General features: G+C 65.0%; 13 protein-coding genes. 2 read left to right on the top strand and 11 right to left on the bottom strand.

Annotated elements, in window-relative coordinates; translation table 11 throughout:
- Positions 1–145: 145 nt before the first annotated feature.
- On the bottom strand, positions 146–1,603 hold the full coding sequence (pdxR, locus tag ACVI1L_RS26930; RefSeq protein ID WP_456784292.1) for a MocR-like pyridoxine biosynthesis transcription factor PdxR: 1,458 nt from the start codon (positions 1,601–1,603) through the stop codon (positions 146–148).
- 47 nt (positions 1,604–1,650) lie between these two features.
- Between pdxR and ACVI1L_RS26925 the strand changes: the two genes are divergently transcribed.
- Positions 1,651–2,592: a DMT family transporter gene (locus tag ACVI1L_RS26925; RefSeq protein ID WP_076827162.1), complete on the top strand. Its 942-nt coding sequence runs from the start codon at positions 1,651–1,653 to the stop codon at positions 2,590–2,592.
- A gap of 212 nt (positions 2,593–2,804) precedes the next feature.
- Entirely contained in the window at positions 2,805–3,785 is a 981-nt protein-coding gene (locus ACVI1L_RS26920) for an AraC family transcriptional regulator (protein WP_456784291.1), read from the top strand.
- Between the two features lie 220 nt (positions 3,786–4,005).
- Here ACVI1L_RS26920 and ACVI1L_RS26915 read toward each other — a convergent pair whose 3' ends face one another.
- From ACVI1L_RS26915 to paaC, 10 genes are all read right to left on the bottom strand, one after another.
- Positions 4,006–4,395: a DUF1330 domain-containing protein gene (locus ACVI1L_RS26915; RefSeq protein WP_229190439.1), complete on the bottom strand. Its 390-nt coding sequence runs from the start codon at positions 4,393–4,395 to the stop codon at positions 4,006–4,008.
- Positions 4,396–4,660: 265 nt separating this feature from the next.
- Positions 4,661–5,044: a nuclear transport factor 2 family protein gene (locus tag ACVI1L_RS26910; protein ID WP_057017631.1), complete on the bottom strand. Its 384-nt coding sequence runs from the start codon at positions 5,042–5,044 to the stop codon at positions 4,661–4,663.
- 152 nt (positions 5,045–5,196) lie between these two features.
- Entirely contained in the window at positions 5,197–6,252 is a 1,056-nt protein-coding gene (locus tag ACVI1L_RS26905) for a YeeE/YedE family protein (protein ID WP_057017630.1), read from the bottom strand.
- A 146-nt stretch (positions 6,253–6,398) separates the two neighbouring features.
- Positions 6,399–7,433: a quinone oxidoreductase family protein gene (locus tag ACVI1L_RS26900; protein ID WP_410469807.1), complete on the bottom strand. Its 1,035-nt coding sequence runs from the start codon at positions 7,431–7,433 to the stop codon at positions 6,399–6,401.
- Between the two features lie 102 nt (positions 7,434–7,535).
- Positions 7,536–8,966 (bottom strand): indoleacetamide hydrolase, encoded by a 1,431-nt coding sequence (iaaH, locus tag ACVI1L_RS26895; protein WP_057017629.1) that lies wholly within the window; start codon positions 8,964–8,966, stop codon positions 7,536–7,538.
- 32 nt (positions 8,967–8,998) lie between these two features.
- Positions 8,999–10,330, bottom strand: a complete 1,332-nt coding sequence (gene paaK, locus ACVI1L_RS26890) for a phenylacetate--CoA ligase PaaK (RefSeq protein WP_456784290.1) — start codon at positions 10,328–10,330, stop codon at positions 8,999–9,001.
- 20 nt (positions 10,331–10,350) lie between these two features.
- Positions 10,351–10,806 carry a hydroxyphenylacetyl-CoA thioesterase PaaI gene (paaI, locus tag ACVI1L_RS26885; RefSeq protein ID WP_057017660.1) on the bottom strand — a complete coding sequence of 152 codons (456 nt, stop codon included), beginning with the start codon at positions 10,804–10,806 and terminating at the stop codon, positions 10,351–10,353.
- A 139-nt stretch (positions 10,807–10,945) separates the two neighbouring features.
- Positions 10,946–12,022, bottom strand: a complete 1,077-nt coding sequence (paaE, locus tag ACVI1L_RS26880) for a 1,2-phenylacetyl-CoA epoxidase subunit PaaE (RefSeq protein WP_057017627.1) — start codon at positions 12,020–12,022, stop codon at positions 10,946–10,948.
- Between the two features lie 2 nt (positions 12,023–12,024).
- Positions 12,025–12,528, bottom strand: a complete 504-nt coding sequence (gene paaD, locus ACVI1L_RS26875; RefSeq protein ID WP_456784289.1) for a 1,2-phenylacetyl-CoA epoxidase subunit PaaD — start codon at positions 12,526–12,528, stop codon at positions 12,025–12,027.
- Positions 12,522–13,298: a 1,2-phenylacetyl-CoA epoxidase subunit PaaC gene (gene paaC / locus ACVI1L_RS26870; RefSeq protein WP_253587437.1), complete on the bottom strand. Its 777-nt coding sequence runs from the start codon at positions 13,296–13,298 to the stop codon at positions 12,522–12,524. Before paaC ends, paaD begins: the two co-directional genes overlap by 7 nt.
- Between the last annotated feature and the right edge of the window lie 35 nt (positions 13,299–13,333).

Below are 13,333 nucleotides of genomic sequence, written 5' to 3'. Positions count from 1 at the left end.
CCCGCACGGGGGCCGTCGCAGGGGCGTGCTGAAAAATATCGAAAACAACCCCATGCAAAGGTGCCGGCGGCCGCCGGCGCTCGAAGGTAACGTCGGGCAACTCAGGGATATTCTTCCATTATTCCGAAATCGTGCGAACGCCCCTCTATCCACGCGTCGCGCGCTTGCCGGTCAGGCAGTTCGCCATGATCCGCACCGCGGCGCCGATCTCGTTCTCGCGCCAGGCGGCGAAGCCGAGCAACAGGCCGTGGTCGCGCGGCCGCTCCAGCGCGAGGCTCGACAGTGCGCGCACCTCGACGCCGGCGACCACCAGGCGCGTCACAGCATCCCGGTCCGCACGGCCATCCTTGAAACGGGCAATCAGCTGCATGCCGCCCGGCGGCACCTCGGCGGTGAGCACCTCGCCGAGCTGCCGCGCCAGCGCCGCCGCGAGGTGGTCGCGGCGCGCGCGATAGATCCGCCGCATCCGCCTGACATGCGCCAGGAAATACCCGTCGGCCATGAAGCCGGCCAGCGCCTCCTGGACATGCACGGAGGCGATCAGCCCGAGATGGCGTTGCGCGATCTCCATCGTCCGCGCCAGTGATGGCGGCACCACCAGATAGCCGATGCGGATATCGGCGGTCATCGCCTTGGCGAAGGTGCCGAGATAGAGCACGCGTCCCTCGCGATCGAGCCCCTGCAGCGCCGGCATCGGGCGGCTGTCATAGTGAAACTCGCCGTCGTAATCGTCCTCGACGATCCAGGTCTTGCCGGGCTCGGCGGAAGCCAACAGCTCGGTGCGGCGCGCGACCGGCATCACGCGCCCTGTGGGGTGCTGATGTGACGGCGTCGCGAAGATGAGCTTCGGCGCGCGCGTCGCGCGCATCCGCATCATGCCCCATTGATCGAGCCTGGCACCGACGACGTTTGCACCGGCGGCACGAAACGCCGCCGCCGCACCGGGATAGCCGGGATCCTCGGTCCAGACCGCATCGCCGGCGACGATGGCGGTCGCGGCGATCAACGTCAGCGCCGCCTGCGCCGTCGGCAGCATCAGGATCTGATCGGCCTCGGCGCGCACGCCGCGGCTGACTTCGAGATAATCGCGCAAGGCTTCGCGCAGGCTCGGCCGGTTGACCACGGTCTGGTCATTGAGGCGGCGGCGCAATGCGCTGCGACGCAGGCAGCGCGCCCAGATCTCGTGCGGAAACTCCCGTGCATCCGCAAGCCCGGGACGCAGCGGCCGGAAATCGGCCTGGTAGGACAGCGGCCAATCCGTATCGGAGAGCTGCAACGCCCAAGGCGACAGCAGCGGCTTGCGGGCGGCATCACGGCGTGGCGCGGGCAGAGCCTTGGCGAAGCGCGCCTCGATATCGTCGGTCACAACCGGCCGCCGCCGCGCCGCGACCCGCAGATACCCTTCGGCGACGAGCTGCTCATAGGCATGCGTCACGGTGTTGCGCGCCACGTCGAGCTCGGCCGCAAGGCTGCGGCTCGATGGCAGCATGGCGCCGCTCCTGATCCGGCCGCTCGCCATCAGCTCGCGCAGCTGCTGGGTCAACTGCGCGGCCAGCCCGGCATCGTCCGATCGCTTCAGCGCGAGCAATTCGGCGAGGATCAATCTGGCTCCACTGTTCTACCAAATCTGGCTCTTTCGAGAGAGCCAGCATGATCCTATTCACAAGCGGTATTGCCTGCAAGGATCCTGCCGTGAACCAGTCACTCTCCCCCGCCAAGGCCGCCGCCCTGTTCATCGTCGTGGTGCTGGCCTGGGGCATCAACTGGTCGGTCACGAAATCGCTGGTCGAGGCGGTGCCGCCGCTGTGGACCGCATCGATCCGCAGCTGGGTCGCCCTGATCGCGCTGCTGGTGATCCTGCGCGCCAGCGGCAATTTGATCATTCCGCGGATCGCCGATGTCCCGGTCGTGCTCAGCGTGGCGCTGCTGCACATGACGTTTTTCTCGACGCTGGTCGCCGCCGGCCTGCGCTATCTCCCGGCCAGCAAGGGCGTCGTGCTCGGCTACACCACGCCGCTCTGGGTCGCGCTTGCCGCGGCCGCCGCGCGCACCGAACGGCTCGGGACGCTCAAGCTTGTCGGCGTCGCGCTGGGACTCGCCGGGCTCGGCGTGATCCTCAACCCGGCGTCGCTGGACTGGAGCAATCTGCATGTCCTCGCCGGCGCCGGCATGATCATCATCGCCGCGATCTGCTGGGCCGCGAACATCATCTATATCCGCTCGCACCGCTGGATCGCGACGCCGCTGCAATTGCTGCTGTGGCAGGTGCTGGTCGCGACGCTGGTGCTGACGATGTCGGCGCTCGTCACCGAAGGCGTGCCCGAGGTGAAATGGTCGCCACACCTCCTGCTGCTGTTCCTCTATTCCGGCTTCATCGGTACGGCGTTGGCCTATTGGGCGATGTCCATGGTCAACAAGAGCCTGCCGGCACTGACCACCTCGCTCGGCACCACGGCGACGCCGATCGTCGGTATCGTGACCGCAGCCCTCTTGCTCGGCGAGCCGATCGATCTCTCGCTGGCGATTGCCGCGGCCCTGATCGTCGGTGGGATCGCGCTGAGCTCGCTCGCGGATGCGCCGTCGCGTGCGTAATTAGGACCTGTGCTCATAGATTCGTCACGTCCGCTTCGGTCTCGGAAGCTGACGTCGAAACCGACGCGCTGCATGTCGGCCTTGGGCCACAAGCGGTCCTCAACAGGACGAATGTCGCGCAGCCGGCTTCCCTTTGTAAGCCATTTCACACAGTAGCGAAGCGCCGCCCATTATGATTACTTGAGGGACTGCCCCCAAAACGGGAGGTCGAGATGCCAACGTCATCTCACCTTTTGCGATGGTCGACCGAGATGCTGCCGGAGCGCGTGCGGTTCTCCACGTTCCGTGAGGAGTTTGCGCGGCTGAACCTCGCGTTGGACGTGATAGACCACAGCGGTGGCCGCCCACGTATCGACGTCACCTGCTTGTCGCTCGGTGCGGTTGGCGTTTGTAGCCTTGTCACGACGCCGGTGGCGTTTATTCGTCACAAACACCACCTCAAGGATAGCCGTGAGCAATTCGGACTGAACCTCGTCGAGGCTGGACCGGTCCAATTTGCAAATGCTGGCCAAGAGTATGGCTATGACGTCGGCTCCGCTTGTTTGGTCGATCGGGGAAGGACGCTGCGAGTATTTGGGCCGCGTGGGGGGAGCGTCAAATTCGTAACCGTGCAGGCTGCCGCCCTTAGGTCTCTGGTGGCCAACCCGGAAGACCTATCAGGTCGGCCAGTGCGTTCCGGACCGGCGCTGAGACTTCTCAACCGCTACCTGCGGTCGCTCGCATCCTTCAAAGAACCTCCGTCATCAGAGCTAGCCGCCACCGTCGGCGTACATCTCCTCGATCTTGTCGCCGCGACGCTCGGGCCGACCGACCAAGCAACAGACATCATTACGGAGCGCGGTGTGAAGGCAGCAAGGCTGCAGGCGATCCTAGCGGAAGTCGCGAGACGCTACAGCGATCCCAATTTCGATTTGAACAAGGTCGCTGGGGCGATCGGCATGTCGCGGCGATACGTGCAAAAATTGCTCGAGGAGGGGACCGGAAAGTCTTTCACCGAGCATCTTGCAGGACGCCGGCTCGAGCGTGCCTTCGCGATGTTGACTGACCCGCACCACCTGCATTTGGCCATCATCGACATCGCGTATGCAGTCGGCTTTGGTGACGTTTCTAATTTCAATCGCACGTTCCGCCGGCACTTCGGCGAGACGCCCTCAGGTGTGCGCGCCGCATCGACCATGCGGGAGCAGAAGTGATCCTGCGGCTCCTTACCAGTGCGCCGACGATGCCGCAGAATGCGAGTATTTGCGGGCTTCGCGAACACCCTTTCCTTAACATCATCGCCAAGAGGCGCATACCGACATCGCAGGGAATGAGCGCTAGACATGCAGACCGTCAGCTTAGGGCTAGCAGGCAACATCGAAATGAATTAGGCCGCCAACTGAGGCGGCCTAGTCAAGGAACCAAAGTTGGTGGTCACTTCTCAACTTCCACGATGTATCGCCGTATCGTTTTCGCGGTTTTCGCGCCCTCAGGTGCAAGGTCCTTCCAGACCTTGGACTGGAAAAATGCTATGGCGGCATCTGCGCTATCCCACTCGGTCATGGCCACACTGATTGGAGCAGGCCCGCCCTCCGCGTGGAAAACTCTGCCTTTCAAAGTCCCCATTGAGCGGCCACCGGCCTCGGCCAGTGCCCTTCTCGCTGCCTCGATATAAGCGGGCGAAACAGTTGCACCAGCAATTGGTTCGATCTCACCGATACTGTAGGCCTTCAGCTTGGTTTGAGCGTGCAAACCTTGGAACGCGAACCCGCCGATTGCGATGCCGCTGAGCAGTGACAATGCCATCAAGTATTGAGTTCTCATGATTTCCTCCAGCTTGCCGATAACCGGCCGGGCGAGAGTAGGGTGAGAGGCAGCCGCACTCAACTTCGATAAAAGCGCGAGGGACTTCCGGTTACCCTCGAAGAGCCAACCTCTCGGGAGTCATGCAGACCATCAGCTTAGGGCCATCCCGGACTCATGCGTGCGATGACCATCCTACTCGATCACCTCGTCGGCATTGGCAGGCAACGCACGAGAATGATGAGCCGGAGCACGCTGCGGTGGTGAGATTGAATGCAAAGACATCTCAACGTATTGGCTCGATCCATTGGGCGCGCGACGGCCCCGGCTCAAAGGGATCACCGAAGTACTGGGTTTCACGAACGACCTTCCCGCCTCTGAATTCCATGATGCTCACCGTGTAAGATGGCAAGCCGTCGTATGTAAGGACAAATTCAGTAACCCAAAGGTCGGCAGCGCCGAGTATGCGTCGCACCGTAAAGCGCTTCTTGTTCGGCTGCGCAAAACGAGACGCTTGAATATTGCGTCGACCGCGGATTCTCTCCCCGGATTGAGGGTACTCAAGCACGGCATCATCACGGTAAATCTCATGCTCCGCCTCGAAGTCATTTGCATCTGAGGCTGCCCAGTGATGATCCAAAGCCGCTCGAATGGTTTGATCTTCATTCATTCTCTTCCCTCGCGTCGCAATGCTGCATATTATCTCCAAAACGGAGCATCGGCACGAACGGAATGTCTGCTGAGGGGCCATAAGCCGCCGATAACTACCGAACCGGGCAACTTCCGCTTTATGACGGGAAGCCGACGGTTATGAGTACACGCCTAGGCCGTCGCAAGCGGCCTGACCCGCAAGCTCCCGCGCAGGCCGGCGCCGGTGCCGAGCATGATGCCGGCGATCGCGATGAGGGACGACAGCGAGAGCGTCGACAGCCCAGTCAGCCCCTGCCCGACCGAGCAGCCGAACGCCATCACGCCGCCCGCGCCCATCAACGCGGCGCCGCTCGCCGAGCGCAGCATATGCTGCGGCGACCGGTAGCCTTCGAGCTGGAAGCGCCCGGTGGCGATGGCCGTGATCAGGCTGCCGGCGAACACGCCGAACACGGTGACGATGCCGAAATTGAGCGTCGAGCCGGTCGACAGCATGACGTATTGCAGGGCGTCGGCGATCGGCGCGATGAAGGTCAGCGACGTCACCGGCACCGGATTGAAATCATCGGCGCCGAGATAGCCGGTCGCGTACCAGCCCCCCGCCACCAGCAGGCCGACGATCAGGCCGGCCGCGATCTGGCCCGGTGACTTGCGGAATGGCGCATGGGCAAAGGCGAAAATAATCAAGAGGGCTGCGAGAACCGAGGCCGCCACCATCCGCGCCGGCACCGCGCCGAGGCCGATGTCCGCCAATAGCGCCGGCACCGAATTGGCTGACACTGTGGCCTGTGACGCCTGCACCATCGCGATCCGCGCCGGGGCGATCAGGCCCTTCAGCGTCATCTCGGCGAAAATGCCGAGCACGATCACGACCACGAAGGAGCGCAGATTGCCGCGCCCGAGCAGCACCAGCGCCCGCGAGCCGCAGCCATTCGACAGCACCATGCCGTAGCCGAACAGGAGCCCGCCGAGGAACATCACCGGCGCCGAGAAGGACGGTTGCAGATAGATCGACTTGCCGAGATCGACGAGGCCTGCCGCCGCCAACAGCTGCGAGGCCGCGATCGCGACGCCCATCGCCAGCGCATAGGTGCGCGCCAGGCGGCCGTCGCCCTCCGCCCACCAGCCGCGCAGGCCGCTCATCATGCAGAAGCCGCTGAGCAGCGCGACCGAGCCATAGATGAGGCCGATGGTCAGGGCGGCAATGATGACGATCGTGGCGGGGTCCATAATAGTCCTTCAATTACGTTCGTCATTGCGAGCCAACCGGTCGGCGCGTAGCGCCGCCGGATGACAGGCTCCGCGAAGCAATCCATACTATCACGCTGGAGAGAAATGGATTGCTTCGTCGCTTCGCTCCTCGCAATGACGGTGAACTAGGGTCGCAAAATCACGCGGTCGCGCGACGAGCCTGCCACGGCAACAAACGCCGCCTTGGCCTGTTCCAGCGGGTAGATCGCGCTCGGCTTGATCGGGAATGGCTTCAGATGTCCGCCGGCAAAGCCCGGCGCGAGCTCGCGCAACACCTCGCCGGTCGCAACCGACGACAGCGCAAGCGTGTCGATGCCGACATAGGTGTGCTGGCCGCGGTAGAATTCGAGGATGTTGAACTGCACGATGCGGTCGACCGCCGCGATCAGGATCTGGCGGCCGCGCAGCGCCAGCGACTTGTGCGCGGCCTGGAAATAGGGATCGCCGACCGTGTTGTAGACGATGTTGGCGCCCTTGCCGCCGGTCAGCTCGCGCACGCGAGCGGCGACGTCGGTGGTCGAGGCGTCGATCACCTCGACCGGCGAATTGCTGTGGCCTTCATAGGGCTCGCTCTTGCGCACCACGCCGATCACGCGCGCGCCGTGCCAGCTCGCGATCTGCACCGCGGCCTGCCCGACCTTGCCGTTGACGCCCATCACGAGCACGGTCTCGCCCGCCTTCGGCAGGCCGGCGCGGCGCAGGCCCTCCATCGCGGTGACGAAGGGCACGCCGATCCCGGCGGCTTCGTCCCAGGAAATGCCCGCGGGTTTTTCCACCACGGCATCGCGCTCGACCACCAGATGCGTGGCATGGGTGCCGTCGCGGCGGATGCCGAGGTCGCCGGACGAGCCGAACACCTCACGCCCGATGAATTCAGCGGGACCATCGATTACGACACCGGCGTAGTCGCGGCCCGGGGTACGCGGGAATATGGCATAGGGCATCAGCCCGGTCGCGGCCTTGACGTCGGACGGATTGACCGCGGCGGCCCTCACCTCGATGAGCAGATCGTCCGCCGCGCGCGACAACGCAAGGGTCTCGACCGCTGGCGCCACCGCCGCCGCGTTCTCCGCCTTCGTCAGCAGGCGGACGCAGCGCGCGTCGACAGGATGACGGTTTGCTTGCGGGGCCGGCGGCATCAGCGTTCCAGTCTCGGTCATGGAGCGCGCCGCAAGGCACGCGGATGGTGGCGGCCGGATGGCCTCGGGCCATGACTAATCGACTGACCGATCAATTCAAGGGGCTTGTTGCGGCCGGCCGAGTCAGAGCTTCGGCGGCGGGGCCGTGCCCAGGATCGCCTCGATCGACAGGCCGAGCCCGAGCAGCCTTGCATCGCTGCCGACCGGACCGTCGAGCTCGAGCCCAACCGGCAGGCCATCGGACGTCATGCCGGCATAGAGCGACAGCCCGGGAAGGCCAGCATTGCTGCCGGGATCGGTGTTGCGGATCAAGGTGCCGAAGGTCGGCACCTGGGCGCCGCCATTGACCGACATCTCGCCGGATCCGTTGTTTTCGTCGATGACCGGTGCAGGCGCGATCGTGGTCGGAAACAGGATCGCATCCAGCCCGTTGTCCCTGATGTAGGTGGCATAGATCGCCTGCAGCACCGGCCGCTGCACTTTGATTGCATCATCATAGGCGGCACCGAAGGCGTCCGTAGTGATGGCACCGAATGCGCCGACGACATCAGGACTGGCGACGCCGGCCGCGATGTCGGACAGCGTGATCCCTTCAATCCCGGAGGCGGCGAGCCAGGCCGGGATATCGGCGATCGGCTCGTGCAACGCGACCACAAACGACACCTTGCCGTTCTGCTCAAACAGATCGGGCATGTCGACATCGACCAGCACCGCGCCGGCCGCCGAGAGCCGGGCGCAGGCTGCGCGGGCGACGGCTTCGACATCGCGATCGAGGCCGCTCCAGAAACAGGCGGGAATGCCGAGACGCACGCCGCGTAGCGGGATGCTCGTTGCCAGCGGCGTGCCTGTCATCACGGCATCGAGCAGCGCGACATCGGCGACGGTGCGTCCCATCGGGCCGACGGTGTCGCGGGTATGGCTGATCGGAACCACCTGGTTGTCGTCGTGATAACGCCGCTCGGCGCCGCCATCGCCGACTGAAGGCCGAAGGCCCACGGTCCCGGTCAACGCCGCGGGCACGCGGGTCGAGCCGCCGGTGTCCGATCCGAGGCCACAGGTGGCGATGCGCGCGGCGATCGCCGCCGACGTTCCGCCGGACGACCCGCCCGGGATCCGGCTGGTGTCGTATGGATTCCGCACCGGTCCTGCGAACGGTGCGAGATTGGTACTGGTGATGCCGAAGGCAAGCTCGTGCAGATTGGTCTTGCCGATGACGACGGCACCCGCATCGAGCAGCTTTTGCAGCGACGGCGCATTGCGCGCAGGCCGCGCGTGTTGCAGCGCCGGCGTGCCGCCCGATGTCGGCAGTTCTGATGTGTTGATATTGTCCTTCACGACGATCGGAAGCCCGGCCAGCACGCCGGTCCGCGTGCCGGCATCGACCTCGCGCGCCGCGGCCAGCGCGCCGTCGCGGTTCAGCACGATGAAGGCGTTGAGGTGCTTGAGCCGCTCCGCACGATCGAGCGCGGCCTCGACGACACTGACCGCCGTTACCTTGCCGGCGCGGATATCGGCCAGGATCTCCGCAGCGGTCGTTTCATTGGTATCGGCCATACCCTGCGCCCTGTTGAATTGCAGGGATTAGGCTATTCTTTCGGCCGCTTGTCGTAAACACGTTTCGCCTTGCCGAGCGAACGCTCCAGCGTCTCGGGCGCAACGACGCGGACGCGGGTGGAGATGCCGATCGTGTTCTTGATGAAGGCGGAGACCTTCTCGGCGTGTGCAGTCAGCCCCTCGCCGTCCCAGCTCTCCGGCCGGGCTTCGGCGAGCACCGTCATCTCGTCCATGCGGCCCTCACGGGTCAGCTCGATGACAAAGTGACCGCCGCACCAGTCGGTCGCCAGCAGCGCTTCCTCGATCTGGGTCGGGAACACGTTGACGCCGCGCAGGATGATCATGTCGTCGGAGCGGCCGGTCACCTTCTCCATCCGCCGCATGCCGGGCCGCGCCGTGCCGTGCAACAGCCGCGTCAGGTCGCGGGTGCGGTAGCGGATGATCGGAAAGGCTTCCTTAGTCAGCGAGGTGAACACCAACTCGCCCTTCTCGCCGTCGGGCAGCACCTTGCCGGTCAGGGGATCGATCACCTCCGGATAGAAGTGGTCCTCCCAGATGTGCAGGCCGTCCTTGGTCTCCACGCATTCCTGCGCGACGCCGGGACCGATCACCTCCGACAAGCCATAGATGTCGGTGGCGTCCATGTCGAACGCCTGCTCGATCTCGACGCGCATCGCATTGGTCCAGGGCTCGGCGCCGAAGATGCCGAACTTGAGCGACGATTTGCGCGGGTCGAGGCCCTGTCGCTTGAACTCGTCGAGGATCGCCAGCATGTAGCTCGGCGTCACCGTGATGATGTCGGGCTGGAAATCATTGATGAGCTGCACCTGCCGCTCGGTCATGCCGCCCGAGATCGGGATCACCGTGCAACCCAGCCGCTCGGCGCCGTAATGCGCACCGAGGCCGCCGGTGAACAGGCCATAGCCATAGGCGTTGTGCATCAGCATGCCGGTGCGGCCGCCGGCGGCGCGGATCGAGCGCGCCATCACGTCCGCCCAGGTGTCGATATCGGCTTTGGTATAGCCGACCACGATCGGCTTGCCGGTCGTGCCGGAGGACGCATGGACCCGCACCAGCTGCTCGCGCGGCACCGCGAACATGTTGAAGGGATAATTGTCGCGCAGATCCGTCTTCACCGTGAACGGAAATTTGGCGAGATCGGGAAGCTGCCTGAAGTCGGACGGCTGCACGCCGGCGGCATCGAACGCCTTCCTGTAGTGCGCGACATTGTCATAGGCATGCTTGAGCGACCAGGCCAGCCGCCTGGTCTGCAGCGCCATGATCTCGTCGCGCGAGGCGCGCTCGGCCGCATCGAGCTCGGCGTGATAACCGCTGTCCTTGACCTTGAGCTTTGCCGTTGCCATCGACGTTTCCCCTGAAGCCTTTATGCCTTGATGTCCGTGTCGGGCAGCCAGGTGCCCGCTATCACGCGCGAATGCCCGCGGAATTCGGCGATCACGCTGTCGCCGGAGGTCACGCTCACGTCGTAGATTCCCGAGCGGCCATTGCGCGAGATCTCGCGCGCGGTCGCCACCAGGCGGTCGCCAAGCTTGCCGGGCCGGATGAAAGTGACGTTGCCCTGCGCCGCCACCGCGCGATCGTTGCGGCTGTTGCAGGCAAAGGCGAAGGCTGAATCGGCCAGCGTGAAGATGTAGCCGCCATGACAGATGCGCTGGCCGTTGACCATGTGCGGCTGCACCGTCATCGCCATCACCGCCTGCCCTGGCCTGATCTCGACGAGCTCCATGCCGAGGCCCTTGCTGGCGTCGTCTTCCTTCCACATCGCGTCCGCGCAGGCGCGGGCAACGTCCTCGGGCGATAGCGTGGCCTTCACGTTCACATCGAACTCCCTGTGCGCGGGCCCGTTGCGGAGGGCCTCTTGTGCCGAACTTCAATTTCAAGCGCGACGCACGAGGCGTCAACGCTACTTCCGTCATTCCGGGGCGATGCGCAGCAGCGAACCCGGAATGACGACAATCTCAGACGTGGTCGTAGTCGACCACGACCTTCTCAGAGCACGGCTTGGCCTGACAGGTGAGGATGAACCCCGCCTTCAGCTCCCACGGCTCCAGCGAATAATTCAGGTCCATCGGCGCCTCGCCTTCGACCAGCTTGGCGCGGCAGGTCGAGCACATGCCGCCCTTGCAGGCAAACGGCAGGTCCATGCCGGCGCGCAGCGCAGCGTCGAGGATCGACTCGCCGTCGGCCACCGGGACCTCGCGGCGCTTGCCGTCGATGATCAGCCCGGCAATCGCCTTCGGCGGCGCGCCCGCCGGAACGACGACCTTCGCCCGCGGCTTGCCGCCGAATTCCGACACGAAGCGTTCGACATGGATGCGCTCGTCGGCGATGCCGATCTCGCGGCAGGTGGCCTCGATGGTCTCGCTCATCGCGGCCGGACCGCAGACGAAGACGTGATCGACCGTCTCGGCCGGCACCAGCGAGCGCAGCAGCACCCGCACCTTCTCGCCGTCGAGCCGGCCGTGCAGGATCGGAATGTCCTGCTCCTCGCCCGAGATGACGTGGAATACCGAGAGCCGCTGCATGAAGCGGTCCTTCAGCTCCTCCAGCGCCTCGCGGAACATGACGCCCTCAGTCGAACGGTTGCCGTAGAACAGGAAGAAGCGGCTGTCCGGCTCGCGCGCCAGCACGCCCTTGATGATCGAGAGGATCGGCGTGATGCCGCTACCGGCGGCAAAGCCGACATAGGTCCGCGCCTCGCCCGGCGCGTGGGCGACGCCGAAACGCCCGGTCGGCGTCATCACGTCGAGCTCGTCGCCGGTCTTCAATTCCTCGGCCGCCCAGTTCGAGAATGCGCCGCCGTCGACCTTCTTCACCGCGATGCGCAATTCGCCGTCGTCGGGACCGGAGCAGATCGAATAGGAGCGGCGAACCTCCTCGCCGTCCATCGTGGTGCGCAGCGTCAGATACTGACCCGGGGTGAAGCGGTAGTCGCCTTGCAGATCGTCGGGGATCGCAAAGGTCATCGAGATTGCATCCGACGCCTCGCGGCGAAGGTCGCTGACGGACAGGCGGTGGAATCGTGGTGTCGACATGGTCAATGACACTTGAAGTAGTCGAAGGGTTCACGGCAGCTCCTGCAACGCCACAGCGCCTTGCAGGACGTCGAGCCGAATTCGGACAGCAGCTCGGTATCTCCCGAGCCACACTGCGGGCACGCGACCGCCTGCTCGCCGAACAGCGCGCGGCGCGAGGAGCCCGGCAGCGGCGGCGCGATGCCGTATTCCTTCAGCTTGCGGCGGCCGTCCTCGCTCATCCAGTCGGAGGTCCAGGCCGGCGACAGCACCGTGCGGACCTTCGGCCCATGAATGCCTTCACGCGCCAGAGCGAGCTCGATCTCGAGTGCGATCATGTTCATGGCGGGACAGCCGGAATAGGTCGGCGTGATCGCGACCTCGACGTGACCGTCGTGGACCGCGACATCGCGCAGCACGCCGAGATCGGCGATGGTCAGCACCGGGATCTCGGGATCGACCACCTGCGCGGCCGCGCGCCAGGCGCGCCGGCGCAGATCGGCATCGCTGAGCGCAACGGTCACCATGTTGCCCCCGGAAAGGTCCGCTGCATCGATTGCAGCTCGCTGAGGAGATGGCCGAGATGTTCGCTGTGGCTGCCGCTGCGGCCGCCCTGCTGCATCCAATCGCTCTTCGGCAGTGCCAGCGTCGCCTCGTTGATGATGCCGGTGACCGTCTTCAGCCAGCGCGGCTGCAGCGCCGCCGGGTCGATCGCAATGCCGGCATCGATCAGGCCGCGCTCGCCGTCGTCGATCGTGAACATCTCACCGGTATAGGCCCAGAGATCGTCGATCGCGTCCTGGGCGCGGCGATGGCTCTCCTCGGTGCCGTCGCCGAGCCGGACGATCCATTCCGACGAATGCCTGACATGATAGGCGCTCTCCTTCTCCGACTTCGCCGCGATCGCCGCGAGCGTCGGATCGGACGAGGCCATCATCGCGCGCCAGTAGAGATCGGCGAATGCCGCGTAGAAGAATTGCCGCACCATGGTGCGAGCAAAGTCGCCGTTCGGCTGCTCGACCAGCAGCAGGTTGCGGTACTGCCGGACGTCGCGCAGATAGGCGAACTTGTCTTCGTCGTTGCCTCGGCCTTCGACCTTGGCCGCGTAGGTGTAGAGCTCACGAGCCTGGCCGAGCAGGTCGAGGCCCATATTGGCGAGCGCCATGTCCTCTTCCATGGCGGGCGCATGGCCGCACCATTCGGACAGCCGATGGCCGAGGATCAGCGCGTCGTCGGCGCGGCGCAGCGCGTAGAGCACCAGCGGCGTTTCGGAGACTTCGATGTTGGCGGTTGCCATGTTCTCTATTCCACCTGCATCCACTTGCTCGACGT

The organism is Bradyrhizobium sp. USDA 4516, from assembly GCF_054055915.1.
Note: the sequence above shows the minus strand (reverse complement) of the source record. Positions and strands in the feature narration are given on the sequence as shown.